The organism is Streptantibioticus ferralitis, assembly GCF_029223525.1.
GTDB lineage: Bacteria > Actinomycetota > Actinomycetes > Streptomycetales > Streptomycetaceae > Streptantibioticus_A > Streptantibioticus_A ferralitis.
Window position 1 is genome coordinate 168,177 of sequence record NZ_JARHTQ010000014.1, and the last position, 17,654, is coordinate 185,830.

At 65.1% G+C, this 17,654-nt stretch carries 6 protein-coding genes; all 6 read left to right on the plus strand.

The genetic code is table 11. The features are described 5' to 3' along the window. The first annotated feature begins 206 nt into the window (after window positions 1–206). The 6 genes from P2L57_RS22025 (at window position 207) to P2L57_RS22050 (ending at window position 17,293) form a co-directional block, all read left to right on the plus strand. Entirely contained in the window at window positions 207–5,459 is a 5,253-nt protein-coding gene (locus P2L57_RS22025) for a DEAD/DEAH box helicase (protein ID WP_275817189.1), read from the plus strand. Continuing rightward, complete coding sequence (locus tag P2L57_RS22030) at window positions 5,456–8,488, plus strand: DUF8741 domain-containing protein (RefSeq protein ID WP_275817165.1); 3,033 nt, start codon at window positions 5,456–5,458, stop codon at window positions 8,486–8,488. The genes P2L57_RS22025 and P2L57_RS22030 overlap by 4 nt, the downstream gene beginning before the upstream one ends. Then, the gene (locus tag P2L57_RS22035) at window positions 8,485–12,597 is read left to right on the plus strand and encodes an Eco57I restriction-modification methylase domain-containing protein (RefSeq protein ID WP_275817167.1); all 4,113 of its coding nucleotides are present in this window, start codon (window positions 8,485–8,487) and stop codon (window positions 12,595–12,597) included. Before P2L57_RS22030 ends, P2L57_RS22035 begins: the two co-directional genes overlap by 4 nt. Beyond that, complete coding sequence (locus tag P2L57_RS22040) at window positions 12,587–14,533, plus strand: AIPR family protein (RefSeq protein ID WP_275817169.1); 1,947 nt, start codon at window positions 12,587–12,589, stop codon at window positions 14,531–14,533. The genes P2L57_RS22035 and P2L57_RS22040 overlap by 11 nt, the downstream gene beginning before the upstream one ends. Before the next feature lie 142 nt (window positions 14,534–14,675). Further along, the gene (locus P2L57_RS22045; RefSeq protein ID WP_275817171.1) at window positions 14,676–16,097 is read left to right on the plus strand and encodes an McrB family protein; all 1,422 of its coding nucleotides are present in this window, start codon (window positions 14,676–14,678) and stop codon (window positions 16,095–16,097) included. 83 nt (window positions 16,098–16,180) lie between these two features. After that, entirely contained in the window at window positions 16,181–17,293 is a 1,113-nt protein-coding gene (locus P2L57_RS22050; protein ID WP_275817191.1) for an McrC family protein, read from the plus strand. Window positions 17,294–17,654: the final 361 nt, after the last annotated feature.

Here is a 17,654-nt window from a genome sequence, read left to right on the forward strand (position 1 = left end):
GGTCGGTCTAGCTGGGGGCCGATCCCGTCGGCCGGGAGCCAGGAGCCGGATGGCAGTGGCCGACGTTTGTGGCTCCCGCCCAGGACTCGCGCCTGCGGCCAAGCTATGCGGGATGATGAGTATTTGGCCTTGCCTGACCTCCGTCGATTGTCACAGGGATACGCGATGATGTAGGCCGGTCCAGTAGCGAGAGGGGTTTGGCGACTGTGGATGTCTTCGAGGTGCACCGGCGGCTCATTGATGACTACCGGCGGTTCACCGAGTCCTTCGTTGGCATCCGCGATCCCCACATCCAACGGGCGGTTGCGCAGGATCTGGCAAGTGGTGGCCAATGGCCGGATGCCTGGCTGTCGATAAACCCGATGTTCGAGCGCGGGGGGACCATCGAGGAACTGGTCGCGGACGGCCTCCTTCACCGCGAGTGCGCGCGGATCTTCAGGGGCGACAAGGACTCCAAAACTGGGACCCGAACTCTGATCACCTTGCACCGACACCAGCTGGAAGCGATCAAAGCCGCCAGGACTGGCAAGAGCTACGTCCTCACCACCGGCACCGGATCGGGCAAGAGCCTCGGGTACATCGTGCCAATCGTCGACGACGTTCTTCGTGCCCACGAGCACGGAGACACTGAGCGACGTACCCGTGCGGTGATCGTGTACCCCATGAACGCGCTGGCCAACAGTCAGCTGAAGGAACTCAAGAAGTTCCTTCAAGCCGGCTACGGCGAGGGCGAGTCCCCTGTCACGTTCGCCCGCTACACGGGGCAGGACAGCGACGCTGAACGACACCGGATCCTACGGGATAAGCCAGACATCATCCTCACCAACTACGTCATGCTCGACCTCCTGCTCACGAGAGACAAGGAGCGGGAAAGCTTCCTCAAGGCCACCCAGGACCTCCGCTTCTTGGTGCTTGACGAACTGCACACATACCGAGGCCGCCAAGGGGCGGATGTCGCCCTCTTGGTCCGCAGGGTTCGGGACGCTTGCGAAGCGACGAGCCTCCAGTGCATCGGCACCTCGGCGACCATGTCGAACGAAGGCGGCGAGAAAGAGCGACGCATTGATGTCGCGGAGGTGGCGACTCGCCTCTTCGGTGGGGACGAACCGGTGCACGCCGACCTCGTCATCGGCGAAACTCTGCGTCGAGCCACCCTGGGTCCGGCCCCGACCTCGGAAGCCCTCGCGGCGGCCGTGCGCATCGCCATGTCCACAAGTGGGCGAGCCTACGAGGACCTCGCTGCAGACCCGCTCTCTGTTTGGATCGAGCGGACTTTCGGGCTGACCGACGAGGGCGGAAGCCTGGAACGGCAGCATCCCACGACGATCCGGGAGGCAGCACAACGGTTGGGTGGGGTCACTGACACTGACGAGGAGACCTGCCGGACCGCGATCGAAACGGTACTGCGGGCAGGGTCGAGGGTGAAGGATCCGCACACCGGCAGGCCACTCTTCGCATTCCGCCTCCACCAGTTCCTCTCCAAGGGCGACACCGTTCACGTCAGCTTGGAAGCGGAAGCCGAACGCCACATTACCCGGCGCTACCAGCGGGTTGTGAAGGGAGAGCGGGGCAAACTCCTACTGCCTCTCTCGTTCTGCCGCGAGTGTGGACAGGAGTACCTGGCTGTCTACCGAACTGAGCGCGCAGGACACATTGTTTACGAGCCGCGACGTGACTACGAAGCCAACGACGACCAGGCGTCTAACGGTTATTTGTATGTGAATTCCAATTCTCCTTGGCCCACGAACCCTGCCCAGTCAGGAAGGCTCCCCGAGTCCTGGCTGATAAGCGAGGCGGAGGGCGTATCCGTGGCGGACAACCGCCGACGATATCTGCCACTCCGCGTCCGTGTGGCGCTTGACGGCACGGAGCTCGGTTCGGACGGATCAGAGCATCAGGAGGAGGACGGTGCCGCCGAGGGACTGGCTGCCGCCTTCGTGCCTGCGCCGTTCCTGTTCTGCCTCAACCCTGAATGCAGGGTCTCCTACGAGCAGGTTCGCGGCAGGGACTTCGCCAAACTCGCCAGCCTTGACGTCGAGGGCCGCAGCTCCGCTATGACCGTGGTCAGCGCCAGCATCGTACGCAGCCTGAGGACCCAGCCCCCAGGAGAGGAACTCGACGAAGAGGCTCAGAAGCTGCTCACCTTCGTCGACAACCGGCAGGACGCCAGCCTGCAGGCCGGACACTTCAACGACTTCGTCCAGGTCGCACACCTGAGAGCGGCGTTGGTCCACGCCTTGCGTGCGGCGGGCGACCACGGGCTCCGGTACGACGAACTCGCACAGCAGGTCACTGACGCCCTGGCACTCCCCATCGAGACCTTCACCGGAAAAGCCGAGGTCCGGTTCAGCCACCAGCGGGAGAGTGCACTCGCGGCCCTTCGGGGCGTGGTCGAACTACTTCTCTACCAGGATCTGCAGGGCTCCTGGCGGGTAACCATGCCAGGCCTTGAACAGACCGGGCTACTCCGCTTCGACTACCCGGCCCTGGACGAGATTGCCCGAGCTGAGGACTTGTGGGAGATCGGACACCCCGCCCTGGAGTCGGACGATCCCGCGCACCGCGTGATGCTGCTACGCCTGATCCTGGACGAGATGCGCCGCAGTCTCGCTGTCGATGCGGAGGTGCTCTCGCGGACCGGTTTCGAGCGCATGCGCTCCCGCTCGGACCAATGGCTGGCCGGCCCCTGGGCACTGGCCGAGAACCATCCGGAGCCGCGACCAGCAGTCGTCTACCCCGCGCCCGCGCGTCCTGGCGGCTACCGCTCGGACGTCCACTTCACCGGTCGCTCGATGCTCGGCCGCTACCTCCGTGCCCCCGGCAGATTTCCACACCTCCCGGACCGGCTCTCCGTGGACGATGCGCAGCGGATCATCAGCCATCTCCTCCGTGTGCTGTGTGAGGCCGATCTGGTCACGGAAGCAGTGAATCGTAAGGAGATGGGCACGCCGGGCTACCGGGTCAAGGCGTCCTCGCTCGTCTGGTTGCCCTCGGATGGAGCCGGGGGCATGCGAGACCTGCTGCGCCGTCGGCACGACGTGGCGGCCCCCCGAGTGAACGCTTTCTTCCGCGAGCTCTACACCGACCTCGCACACACTCTGGCGGGGTTGCAGGCGGCCGAGCACACCGCTCAGGTGCCCACTCGCATCCGGGAGGAGCGTGAGACGCAGTTCAGCGCCGGGACATTGCAACTGCTCTACTGCTCCCCGACCATGGAGTTGGGCGTCGACATCAAAAGCCTCAACACCGTGGCCATGCGTAACGTTCCACCGACCCCGGCGAACTACGCGCAGCGGTCCGGTCGGGCAGGCCGCTCGGGCGAGCCAGCCCTCGTCACGACCTATTGCGCCACGGGCAACGCCCACGATCAGTACTACTTCCGCCGTTCCCAGTTCATGGTGCAGGGGCGAGTGGCGGCACCCCGCCTCGACCTGGCCAACGAGGACCTGGTGCGCAGCCACGTCCAAGCGATCTGGCTGGCCGAGACCGGAGCCGACCTCCACTCCAGCTTTCCCGAGGTACTCGACCTGGGCGACCCCCTGCGTGGATACCCGGTCAGGGAGGAGATCTGGACGCAGATGCTCTCCCCAGCCGCCGCCCGGCGGGCGGAGGACCGAGCCCGACATGTCCTAGCGTCCGTGCCCGACCTGGACGAGTCGCTGTGGTGGAGTCCGCGTTGGTTGGCGGACGTGGTCCGCAGCGCCGCGCAGCGGTTCAACCAGGCTTGTGACCGTTGGCGGAACCTGTACCGGGGTGCGCTGGCGGAGCAGGAGGAGCAGAATCGGCGGGTCCTGGACCAGTCCCTGAACCCGCAGAGCCGGGAGCGTGCCGCCCGCCGTCGGCGCGAGGCGGAGAACCAACTCAAGTTGCTCCGCAACGAGGACAGCAAGAAGCTCGGGCAGAGTTTCAGCGACTTCTACACGTACCGCTACTTCGCCTCCGAGGGCTTCCTGCCAGGTTACTCGTTTCCGCGCCTACCGCTGGTCGCCTACATTCCCGGTTCCCGGCACTCGCGTGGGACTAGCCTGGAAGGGGACTACCTTCAGCGGCCCCGATTCCTGGCGATCAGTGAGTTTGGCCCGGGTGCACTGATCTACCACGAGGGTGCCCGCTACGAGGTGAAACGTGTTCAGTTGCCGGTGGCCGAGCCGGGCGAGATCGATACTGAGACCGCCCGGGTATGCCGCAACTGCGGCTACTTCCATCAGCAGCAGGCGGGTACCGACGTCTGCGACGGCTGCGGCGAAGTCCTGACGGGCCACATCCCTAATCTGATGCGTCTCACCACCGTGTTCACGGAGCGCCGGGAACGAATCTCCTCCGACGAGGAGGAACGCCGTAGATCAGGCTTCGAGTTGGAGACCGTCTACCGATTCAACTCCCATGGAGATCGACCCGCGAGCCTCGACGCACATGTACTGGTGAACGGCGAGACCTTGGCTGAACTCTCGTACGGCGACACTGCCAGCCTGCGCGTTATCAACAAGGGGCGCCGGCGCCGCAAGGACAAGGCACGTATCGGGTACCGCATCGACACCTCCACCGGCAAGTGGCTCCCCGATCCGCTGACCGCCGATCCCGAAGGCCGGGACGGAGACGCCAACTACGGCGACGTCGACATCTCCCGTCCTGTGGTCCCCTTCGTAGAGGACCGCCGGAACATCCTGCTGCTCCGCCTGACCAGTCCTGTCAGCGAGACTGCCGCGACCACCCTGCGCTACGCCTTGGAACGCGGTATTGAAGCGGCCTTCCAGTTGGAGGACTCCGAACTGACTTCTCTCCCGCTCCCCGACCACGAGGACCGAGCGAGGATGCTCCTTACGGAGAGCGCGGAAGGCGGAGCGGGTGTTCTGCGCCGACTGCAGTCGGAGCCGAAGGCCCTGGCAAAGGCCGCCTCTGTGGCGTTGTCGATCCTGCACGTGAACGCGGACACTGGGCAGGACATCCCTGCTGGAAACGGCCTGCCGGAGCCCTGCGAACTTGGCTGTTACGACTGTTTGCTGTCCTATAGCAACCAGAGCGAGCACCGTCTTATCGACCGGACCTCGGTGATCGGGCTGCTCCAGCAGATAGCTGCTTCCACTGTCAGAGGAATCGGCTTGGCCGCCACCCCCGCCGAGCGACTCGACGCGCTCAGGGAAGAGAGCGGTAGCGAGTTGGAGCGGAGCTTTCTGGAGTTCCTCGCCCAGCGTGAACTCCGGTTGCCTGACGAGGCCCAGGTTCCGCTCCCGCAGCTGGGTGCGCGGCCCGACTTCGTCTACCGGTTGCCGGGTGCGGAAGTCGCCGTCTTCATCGACGGTTCCCACCACGACATTCCCACGCAGCACCAGCGGGACGAGGATACGGAGGACAGACTGATGGACTCCGGCTGGCTGGTCATCCGTTTCGGGCACACTGATCACTGGCAGGGAATCGTCGATCGCTACCCCAACGTGTTTGGGTCCGGAGGAGCTCGGTGACCGACTACAAGATCGGCAGTCTGGTGGCGGCCCGCGGCCGGGACTGGGTCGTCCAGGAGTTCACCAAGGACTTCGTGGTCGCCCGACCTCTCGGCGGCGACGCTGCCTTCACCGCCGGCCTGTTCGCCGACGAGGTCACTGACGCCCGCTTCCCCCGACCGAGCAGCTTGCCAGGCGAGGTCGGCGACCACAGCAGTGCCGCCCTGCTGCGGACTGCCCTCCAGATCGGGTTTCGGGTCAGCGCCGGTCCATTCCGGTCGCTGGCGCAGCTTAACTTCGAACCCCGTCGCTACCAGCTCGTCCCGCTGCTCATGTCCCTGGGCATGGACCTGACCAGGTTGCTGATCGCCGACGACGTCGGCATCGGCAAGACCGTGGAGTCCGGCCTCATCGCAAAGGAGCTGCTGGCCCAGGGACAGGTCGACGGCTTCGCCGTGCTCTGCCCGCCGGCGCTTGCCCAGCAGTGGCAGGACGAGCTGCGGGACAAGTTCGGAATCGAGGCGGCCCAGGTGCTGCCCAGCACGGTCAAGAAGCTCGAACGCGACCTGATGGGTACACAGAGTCTGTTCGAGCGCTACCCCTACACGATCGTCTCGACGGATTTCATTAAGCGGGAGGACAGGCGCAGCCAGTTCCTGCGCGCGGCACCAGATCTGATCATCGTCGACGAGGCGCACACCTGCGTGCCCGACGCTGCGGACCGCGCGGGTCGGCAACGTCAGCTGCGCTACGAACTTCTGAAGGAGCTCGCGGCCTCGAAGCAGCGCCATCTCCTTCTCGTCACCGCGACACCGCACAGTGGCAAGGAGCAGACCTTCCGTTGCCTTATCGGCCTGCTCGAGTCGCAGTTCGACCCTGAGACGGGTTCCTTTGATCCTGCCCAGTCCGAGGATCGCGCCCGGCTCGCTAAGTACTTTGTGCAGCGCCGTCGGCGCGACATCAAGACCTTCCTCAAGGAGGAGACCCACTTCCCGGACCAACGGCAGATCCGCGACGTCCCGTTCCGGATGCACGACGACTACGCGGACCTCACCCAGGACGTGCTCGCCTACGCCCGCGAGACGGTACGCACCAGGAGCGGCGCCACCCGGGACCGCATTCGATGGTGGTCGGCCCTCGCTCTCCTGCGTTCACTCGCCTCCTCCCCGATGGCAGCTGCCGCCACGCTGGAGACCCGGGCCGCGATCGAGGGCCTCTCCGAGGAGGAGATCGAGAAGCTCGGACGGGCCGCCGTGCTCGACGGCACCGAGGACGACACCGATGAGGGCGCCGACGCTGCCCCGGCCGGAGATTCCGCCGAGGCGCTGATCCCGGTGGCCGCGCTCGCCGCAGCGGAGGCGGGGCGCCCGCTCAGCGACCGGGAGAAGGCGCTGCTGGCGGACGAGCGGCGGCGGCTGAAGCGGTTCGCGGACAGAGCCCGTGAGCTGGCCGGACCCGAGCGGGACCGCAAGCTCTTCGAGGTGGCCAAGCAGGTCCGGTCGCTCAGCAGCGCGGGTTACAACCCCATTGTCTTCTGCCGCTACATCCCCACGGCGGAGTATGTCGCCACGCACCTGAAGTCCGTACTAGGCAAGATTGAGGTCGAGTACGTCACTGGGAAGCAGCCGCCGAAAGAGCGCGAGGACCGGATCCGGGTGTTCACCCAGAACGCCGAAGCACGACGGGTGCTCGTCGCCACCGACTGCCTGTCCGAGGGCATCAACCTCCAGCACGGGTTCCAGGCCGTCGTCCACTACGACCTGCCCTGGAATCCGACGCGCCTGGAACAGCGGGAGGGCCGAGTCGACCGCTTCGGCCAGCGGTCCACCTACGTCCGCGCCGTCACCCTGTACGGCGAGGACAACGGCATCGACGGCGTGGTCCTTGAGGTTCTGCTTCGCAAGCACCGAGCGATCCAGAAGGCCACCGGAGTAGCCGTCCCCGTGCCAGATGCCGGTGAGAGCCTGGTGCAGGCGCTGGTGCAGGGACTGCTGCTGCGCGGCAGGGAGGACCGCCAGCTCACCTTCGACGTGGACGTGGAGGAACGAGCCAAGGACCTGGACCGCAAGTGGCGGGACGCGGCCGAACGCGAGTCCAAGGCCGTCACCCGCTACGCGCAGCGCACCATCCACACCGAGGAGATGCAGCAGGAACTCAACGCGGTCACCGAGGCCATCGGCAGCCGCGAAGAGGTGTCCGCGTTCGTACGAACCACCCTGGAGAAGCTCGGGGCTGCCTTGCGGCCAGCTCTTCCCTCAAGGCAAGGGCCGGGGAAGGCGGGCAGGAAGGCCGATGTCAGTAGTGACTCACCCGCGCAGACATTGCTGGGGGAGCTGCCTGACAGAAGGCCGGCGGACTTCACCGCGGATTTGACGGGCCTTCCCGCGACACTGCTCCGCGAGCTCCAATCCTCAGACGGCAGAGCACTGACCGAGGTCACCTTCCGCGAGGAGCCGGGGGGACGTAGTGATGAGTCAGCGCTGAACCGTTCCGACCGGAGGGTGCTGGCTCTCGCCCAGTGGGTCCTTGACACCTCGCTCGATGGCTCGCTAGCTGGACCGCGGCGCCCAGCACGACGGTGCGGCGTCATCCGCACTGACGCGGTCACTGCCACCACCACGCTGCTGCTCGTTCGGTTCCGTCACCACGTGACGCTGCCCGGCCGGGGGCGGACACCCACTGTTGCCGAGGAGGCGCGTGTCCTCGCGTACCAGGGCCCGGCGAGCGAGCCGCGATGGCTGGACCAAGCAAAGGTACGCGAGGTGTTGGCTGCAGTTCCCACTGCCAACGCACTCCCCGAGCACGTTGAGCAGTATTCGCACAGGGCGATCAGGGCACTCGACCGAGTCCAGGATGCACTGGACGCACAAGGGGTCGAAGCGGCTGATGAGCTGCTCTCCGCCCACCGGCGGGTGCGCAAGTCGGCCTCCGCCGCACGTGAAGGGTTGAAGGTGAAATTCCAGCCCTCGGCTGACGTCCTCGGCGTCTACGTCTACGTTCCAGCCGTCACAGGTTCCTCGGCTCCGACCGCCCACGGAGGCAACGAGTGAGCTCCCCCGCATCGATTCTGCCGGCCACCGACGGTTTCACGGCAGTCCGGATCGAAGGCGGAGTGCTCTCCCCGGAGATCCTCGCCAGGATCGCAGGCGGCGACCGGAGCCTCCCTGGCACCACCTCCGGGGAGTATGGGCTACCGGTCGGCCGCCTCGGTGACGCTGTCAGTCGCTCCTGGGCCTACCTGCAAGGCGTCTACCGTGCCTACCGGGACCAGCTGGCGGCCCTGCCTTCCACCGACCGCGGTACTACGCTCACGCGCAAGAAGTGGCTGCTGCCTCTCTTCGCTGAACTTGGCTACGGACAGCTACCCACCAGCAGAGGCCTTACCGCGGGCGGAAGGACCTTCCCAGTCAGTCACCTGCATCGCGAACACTTCCCGGTGCACATGGTGTCGTGGCACACCCAGCTTGACCACCGGCCAGCCGGCGGCGGCCGGGTCCCCCAGGCCATGCTCCAGGACTGCCTCAACACCGGAGGCGCCCTCTTGTGGGGGGCGTTGTCCAACGGCAGGATCCTGCGGCTCGTCCGCGACTCAACATCGCTGGTCGGTTCTGCCTACGTTGAGTTCGACCTTGAGTCCATCTTCGACGGCGACCTCTACCCCGACTTCTTCCTGCTGTTCGCCCTGCTACACGCTTCGCGCATCGACTTGCTACCGTGCGAGGACGAGACGCGGCTCACCGTTGCTGACTGCTGGCTGGAGCGGTGGCGTGCCGAGGCCATTGAGAGCGGCTCCCGATTCCTGCGGGGCCTGAGTGATGGACTCCAGCAGGCCGTGGAGGAACTCGGCACCGGCTTTCTGAGCCATGACGGACGAACCCCACTTGCCGTACCGGGCACGCCTGCTGGCGAACAACCAGTCTCACCCAACGAGAGGCTGCGCCGCGGCCTGCGGGACGGCACGATCACGAAGAAGCGCCTCAACGACGCCCTGCTGCGGCTTGTCTACCGCATGATCTTCCTGTTCGTCGCCGAGGATCGGCAGGCACTGTTCGCTCCAGGGGCTGATCCCACGGCGCGGGAACGCTACGAGAAGTACTTCTCCAGTGCCCGACTGCGGCAGCTCTCACTGACGATGAAGGGCGACCGCAGGGACGACCTGTGGCAGTCCTTCACCTTGGTGTTGCGTGCTCTTGGCGACGAGGAAGGCGATTCGCGACTCGCGCTGCCCGGACTCGGCGGCGTGTACGACGTTGGCCAGCAGGACCAGTTGACAGAGGAACTAAGCCTGGCGTCGCTGGACCTGCCAAACGATCGGCTGTTGGCGGCGATTCGGAGTCTCGCGCGGGTACGCAGCGAGGATGGAGCGCGGTGGTTGCCAGTCGACTACCGTCACTTGGGCGCCGAGGAGCTCGGCGGCGTATACGAGTGGCTGCTGGCCCTCGACCCGGACCCAGATCCCACCCGTAGGACCTACCAGTTCCGCAACTCCGCCGGGCACTCGCGCAAGACCTCCGGCTCCTATTACACCCCGACCGCCCTCGTCGACATGCTGCTCGACTCCGCGCTCGACCCAGTGCTCGATGAAGCGGCTCGGCAAGCCGACCCGGTTAAGGCATTGCTTGCGGTCACGGTCTGCGATCCGGCCTGCGGATCGGGGCACTTCCTCGTCGCGGCCGCCCGCAGGATCGCCAAGCGCATCGCTGTTGTTCACACACAGGAGGCAGAACCGCCAGTCGAGGCGGTGGAACGCTGGCTGCCGGAAGTGGTAGCCCGCTGCATCCATGGTGTCGACCTCAACCCGATGGCCGTGGACCTGGCCAAATTCGCCTTGTGGATGCAGGCCCTGGAGCCCGGCAAGCCACGACCGATGTCCTTCCTGGACGCACACATGAGGCACGGCAACGCGTTGTTGGGAACAACGCCGGCGCTGATGAAACAAGGCATCCCCGATGCCGCGTACCTGGCGTTGGAACTCGATGACAAGAAGCAGGTGACCCTGCTGCGCAGCCGCAACCGGATGGAACGCGAGGCCAGGCAGGATGCTCTCTTCTCCACAGGTGACTTCGGGATCGCAACAGGAAATGCCCATCACGCCCAAGCCCTCGCCGAGATCCACAAGCGCCCTGGTCGCACCCTCGCCGATGTTCACCGGCAGGTGTCGCAGTACCGCAAATGGCAGCGTTCCAAGCCGAAGGTGAAGGACCGACGCACGGCTGATGCCTGGTGCGCGGCCTTCGTGTGGCCCACGTACGTCGGCGGACCGGAAGGCATGACCGCTGACACCTGGCGCAGGCTCGCTAAAAGCGGAAGCATGGGTTCGGTAACCGACGACACCGTCGACAGCATCGCGGCCGACTACGGCTTCTTCCACTGGTACCTGGAGTTCCCGCACATTTTCCAGACCTCGGACGATGAGGCAGCCGGGTTCGACCCGAAGCTGGGGTGGAGCGGCGGCTTCTCCTGCGTGCTCGGCAACCCGCCGTGGGACCGGGTCAAGCTCCAAGACAAGGAGTTCTTCGCTCCCCTCGTTCCGGAGATCGCGGCGGCGGCGAGCAAGGCGGCACGGGATCGCCTGATCGCGAAGCTCGCCAAAGACAAGGACCAACAGCATCATTTCGAAGCGTTCCGCAGGGCCCGGCGTCGCTCGGAAGGGGAACTTCACCTGTTGCGGGACTCCGGCCGATTCCCGCTCACCGGACAGGGCGACGTCAACACCTATTCGGTGTTCGCCGAGACGGCAAGGCAGCTGACGGCGGAGACGGGCAGGATGGGCGTAATCGTCCCGACCGGCATTGCGGTGGACTCCACTACCGCGCCTTTCTTCCGTGACATTCTGAAACAGCGTCGGCTGGACTCGCTCCTGGACTTCGTCACCAACCCGAGGATCTGGACCGATGTCGGCAACCGCCGATACCGTTTTTCCCTGTTGACTGTTACTGGGCGAGGCATCGAGATCGAACGGGCCGAGTCTTGGACTCTCGCCAAGCACCCGGACGAACTACCACCGCGCGGCCAGCGAATTCAGGTGAACCCGCAAGACCTGCTGCTCGTGAACCCCAACACCGGGACAATGCCGATGTTCCGTACCCAGCAGGATGCGGACATCACCCTTGGTGTCTACCGGCGTCTTCCGGTGCTGTGGCGGGGTCCCGATGAGAACGGCAAGGGGGAGTCGAACCCCTGGGGACTGTCTTTTGTGACCATGTTTCACATGGCGAACGACTCGGACATGTTTTGGGAGCAGCCGGAACTGGAGGCCGGCGGGATGCACCTAGAGGGCAACGTCTTCACCGACGGTGTGCACAGGCTACTGCCCCTGTACGAGGCAAAGTTCATCCACCACTACGACCATCGGCTGTCCTGCTACAGCAAGCGGGCTGAGGGCAGTCAGGACACGGAGTTGCCGCGTCTGACGGTGGACGAGAAAAATGACCCGCATCGGGGGCCAATCCCGCGGTACTGGATGTCCGAATGCGACGTGGACACCCGATTGCAGGGGAGTTGGGGGAAGGGTTGGCTGCTGGGATGGCGTGACGTCACTAATCCCACGAATGAGCGCACCTTGATCGCTGACGTGATCCCGCGCGTCGCGGTGAATCACAAGTTCCCACTGGCGTTTGTTCAGCATGGGCCGACCGAAGCGCTGGTTGCCTCGATGTCCTCGTTCGCCATGGATTATTTGGTGCGCCAGAAAATGAGTGGCGTCTCGCTCACTTATTTCGTTATGAAGCAGGTCGCGTTGGTGAGGCCAGAGTCATTTGACTCCTTGCCATGGGCTCCGCACATTCGCGGACGTTCGTGGTTCAGAGATCGTGTCCTCGAACTCACGTACACGGCCGACGACATCGCCCCCTTCGCCCGCGACCTCGGAGACGACGGCCCGCCCTTCCGTTGGGACGAGCCACGCCGTGCTCAAATCCGCGCGGAGCTCGACGCCGCCATGTTCCATCTCTACGGTCTCACCGAGGCCGAGGCCGACTACGTCATGGACACCTTCCTCATCGTTCGAGGCAAGGACATCGTCGCCTTCGGCGAGTACCGCACCAAGCGGCTGATCATGGAGGCCTACGCAGCCCTGGCCAAGGCAGCCAAGTCTGGCGAGCCGTACGTTTCTCCGCTCACTCCGCCGCCCGGCCAAGGAATGCGGCATGGTGCTTGAGGTGTCCCGCGTACACCTGACGCACCGTGAGCCTATGATCTCTCCAAGGGCGGTGGCGGTGTCGTGGTGTCAGAAGGGCGCGATAGTGAGCGTGGTGGGCCTTGAGGGGGAAGCGCGGCTGCTCGACGAGGTGCTTAGTCGTCGACCCGATCTTGATCGGAAGGCGTATGGCAACAACAAGCGTCTGCTCTTCGCCCTTCAGCTTCATCAAGGCATCGACGACATCCACTCGGTAGCGGCAGAGTCGCTCACTGACGGCGGAGACGACAAAACGGTTGACCTGGTGCACATCGACCTAAAGTCGGGTCTGATGATCATCGCGCAGGGATACACTACGAAGCGGACGGTCACGTCGGAGAAGAGCGCTGGCGAGCAGAAAGTCAGGGACCTCAACACCTCGATCGCCTGGCTGCTCGCCGGAAAGCCGGAGTTGCTGCCCGCTCGCCTCCAACCGGTCGGCCGGGCTGTGCACCAAGCATTCGAGGACGGCACTGTCAAAGAAGTGCAGTTCTGGTACGTCCACAACCTCCCCGAGTCGGCTCACGCGCAGGCGGAGCTCGCCGCTACAGCCCGAATGGCCGCCGACCGCCTCCGGCAGACCTACAAGGATCACGCGCCCGAGCGGGTCCTGGGCGTCGAGGTCGGTGTCCATACCCTCTATCGCTGGTACGAGGGCTCCCGTAGCCCGATCCTGATCACTGAGGACATCCACCTTATTGTCGACGACTACTTCGAGATATCGAACGGCAAGTGGCACGCCCTGTGTACGGCTGTGGACGCTGCCTGGATTCAGGGTCTCTATTGGGAGCACAACAAAGACGGCGAGAACCGCCTCTTCTCCGCGAATATCCGAGGATTCGTCGGCGTCAAGGGTCGCAAGGGTGCGATCAACAGTGCCATCAGGAAGACGGTCCAAGAGCAGCCGGACAACCTCTTCGTACTGAACAACGGCATCACCGCGCTCACCCGCAATGTGGAGGTGGCCGAGGAGCCCGACTCCGATGGCCGACGCCGGATCAAGTTGGAGGGTCTCTGTATCGTCAACGGCGCGCAGACCACGGGCGCGGTGAGTGACGAGACCCTGCGTGGGCAGACCGAGTCCGCTCAGGTCATGATTCGCTTCGTGGTATGCGACGAGCCCTCTCTCGTTGAGGAAGTCATCCGCACGACGAACCGCCAGTTGGCCACCCAGCCAGCCGACTTCCGTAGCAACGACCGTACGCAGCTGCGCCTGGTCCGTGATTTCCGCGAAGAACTGGGCGGGATGATCTACGACGGGGGGCGGCGAACGGCCCCGAGTGAGATAACCAAGGCGACGCCTACCAATCGGGTCTTCGCTGTCACCGCCGCCAAGGCGCTGGCGGCTTTCCACGGCGAGCCTTTCGTGGCGCACAGTGACGCTGGGCGGATCTGGTCTTCGGAACAGCCGCTCTACGCACGGCTCTTCGGAGAGCACACCACAGCCAGGCACATCCTCTTCTGCTACAGCTTGCAGCGGGCCGTCGAGCACGCCAAGGCGGACTTCGCAGGCAAATGCGCCAAGGACCCCAAGCTTTCCGGTCCGGTCCGGAACGTGCACGACTTCTTCCAGACCAGAGGGTCTATCCCGCTGGTGATATCCGCGGTCGCAGACTGCATGGAGATCATACTCGACCGCAGCGTCGCCGACCCTTTCGCCTTGGAATTCCCGCGGAGGCCACAGATCGCCACCACGGTCAGGCACTGGGAACGGGTACTGGAGCCAATCCTGCCGTACGTCACCAAGCTGTCCCCAGTACTGAGCCGCCGGGCCGCCCAGGGCGACGCCGGCGACTACGACCGGGCGAAGGCGTTCAGTGACGCCCGCAAGGACTTCGCCCAGACCGTCTACGCCCAGACGATGCACGACCATGCCAAGACTGCCTTTGACCGTTTCCGGCAGGTGCTGGGCGAGTAGCACCGAGCGGCCCGCCTCCCCCGTCCGCCAGATACAAAGGAACGATGTGCAGGCATCCGACCGCACCACTGCCGGGACCCGTGAACCGATCTCCCGGCAGCCGATCCGCCCCGGTGATGCCAGTCCGCCCCGTCGAGCCTGGTTGATTCGAGCGCCCGACACCGAGGCAGCCGACCTCCTTGATGACTGGCTCAGCGGCGGCTACTGCGGAGTCGAGGCTGCACGGCTGCGCCAGCTCGATTCGGGAATCAGTGAGGAAGAGGTTCGTCGTGCCGTGGGGGAGGACTACGGTCACCTCGCGCAGGTCGCGATCAAGGACAAGACTGTCGAAGTCCACTTGTTCCTCAACCGCGTATCCCCGGGGGATCTTGTCGCCTCCTTGAGCAAGGAGGGCGACCAGCTCTACCTCGGTGAGGTGATCTCCGCTCCCCGCTTCACGACGGACCGCACCACCTCCCTGCGCCGGAGCGTCCGCTGGCTCAACACCGAGCAACCGGTTGACCCCTTCGACGACGAGACCCCCGACGGCCTGAGCGGCAAGCTCGGGGTTCAGCTCAGGGTTGTCGACCTCACCGACCTCGTGGAGGACCTCGGGGCGCTGCTGCCCGCAGTTGCCGGAGCCCCGCCACCCCCTCCGCTGCGAACCCTGCACCTGCCGGACGCCACCCAGAAGCTCAGCGAGGAGCTCTTCGTCCGCTTCGAAGACCTGGATGATTGGCTACATCTGCTCCGAGACCGGCCTCAGATCGTTTTCTATGGGCCGCCAGGGACCGGAAAGACCTATTTGGCCCGGCAACTGGCGCTGCATTTGACTGCAGGCCGACGTGACCGGGTGACGCTCGTCCAGTTTCACCCCTCCTACGCCTACGAGGACTTCTTCGAGGGGTTCCGTCCTCGCCAGGGGAAGGACGGCCAGCCCGGCTTCGAACTGGTACCTGGCCCCTTCCGGCGCACGGTGGAGAACGCCCGCAAGGACCCCTCCAGCCCGTACGTCCTGATCATCGACGAGATCAACCGTGCCAACCTGGCCCGAGTTTTCGGCGAGTTGTACTTTCTGCTGGAGTACCGTGGCGAGACCGTGCACCTTCAGTACGGCACGGACGAGGGCAACGGCTTCACTCTCCCACGCAATGTCGTCATTCTCGGCACGATGAACACGGTTGACCGCTCGGTCGCCCGTGTGGACGCGGCCATGCGACGCCGATTCTCCTTCATCGAACTCCACCCCTCGGCGGAGCCCACCGCCTCCATGCTTCGCGCCTGGTTGCACAGTCACCAACTGCCCGAGGCAGCCGCGGAACTACTGGACGAACTGAACAGCCGAATCCTCGACCGGGACTTCCGCCTCGGTCCCTCCTACCTCATGCGCCTCGGCCTCTATGAGCAGCCCGGGGCGCTCGCCCGCGCCTGGCGCACCTCGATCCTCCCCCTCCTGGAGGACCAGCACCAGGACGAGGGCGATGCGGCTGAGCGGTTCGGACTTCCGGCGCTGCTCGCCGAGCTGGGGCTCGACGAGTCGGCGCTGCTCAGGGAACCGCCTGTCGTGGATGAGACCAGCGCGTGACCCGCCTAGATCTAGCAGAGAGCGGGGGCGCGGTCCTGGCGGAGCTCAGTCCAGAGCAGGCCGCGGCGCTCACTTCGTCGCAGGTGGTTCGGGTCGAGCAGGGACGTCGCGCCGGACTGTGGAGGGTCAGCGGACGACGCCTGGTCGGGGCCGCTCGCATCCACGGTATGGAAGTTCGAATCGCGCCGAAGACCCCTATCTCCCGACTGCTGTTCTTGTTGGGCTACGCTGCCGCCCCGGGTCGGTGGTGGCCCGAGGCTGTGGACGCGGCCGAGAGGGAAGGACTGCTGGCGGCCGTCGCCTACGCCTTCGTCCGAGCGACGGAGCGCGCCATGCGGTATGGCCCACTGCAGGGCTACCGCTCGGTGGAGGACACTCTTCCGCTGATACGCGGCCGGATCAGGCCATCCGACCAGGTGCGGCGGCACTTCGGACAGACCTTCCCGGTCGAGGTCAGCTTTGAAGAGTTCACCGAGGACATCCCCGAGAACCGGATCCTATTGGCGGCGGCCCGGGGGCTCCTCGCTTTGCCGGACGTGCCCGTCGCCTGCCGTCGCGGATTGCGCCGGATTGTGACCACCCTCGCGGACGTGACAGAGGCAGACATCGGAGCCACCCCGCCGCCATGGGTTCCCGGTGTTCACAATGTGCAGTTCCACAGTGCTGTTCGACTGGGGGAGCTGGTGCTGCGTGGTGCCTCCTACGACCTGGACAGCAGGGGGCCCATGCGTGTGGACGGACTACTGCTGAACATGGAGAAGGTCTTCGAGGACTTCGTCGCGGGAGCCCTCACTGAGGCTCTACGTCCTTTCGGCGGAACGACGCACATCCAAGACCGGCGCCACTTCCTCGACCAGAGGAACAGGATCCAGCTCCTGCCAGACGTCGTCTGGTGCCGCAACGATGGGCGCCCAGCCGGGGTCGCCGACGCCAAGTACAAGCTGGAGAAGGTCAGCGGCTACCCGAACGTCGACCTGTACCAGATGAGCTCGTACTGTCTCGGACTCGGACTCGACCGAGGGCACCTCGTCTACGCTGCCGGAGAAACTCCCGCGATTCGGCATGTCATCCGCAACGCTGGCATTGAGCTGATCCAGCACGCGGTTCCACTGGCAGCTGAGCCACCGGAGCTGCTGGCAGCGATAGGGGCGATCGCGGCGGACATCGCTTCGGCGGCGCCTCGAGAGGACGTTTAGTACTCCAGCAGCGGTTCGTGTCCTGAGCTGTGTCTTCTTCGGTAGTGGCTGCGTTGGGCGGTGGCTTGGTGGCGTCGTCGCCAGTGGGACCAGGTCAGTGCGTGGATGGTGGGATTCTGGTGTTGTCTTCGGTGGGGAAGGCATAGCGCCAGCAGTCGCCGGATTTCTGCCACGGTGAGCTTGATGAGGCTGGTGGTGTCGTTTCTGCAGCCCCCTTTGCGGCTTGCTGGGCTGCTAGTAGGGCTTGGTCATGTTGATCTTGGCGGTGCGTGTCCTTCGGCCGCTGCATGCGTTGAAGGTGTGTGACGCCGGAAGAAATCGCAGCCATCCGTGGCGAGTTGGAAGCATTCGCAGCTGATGT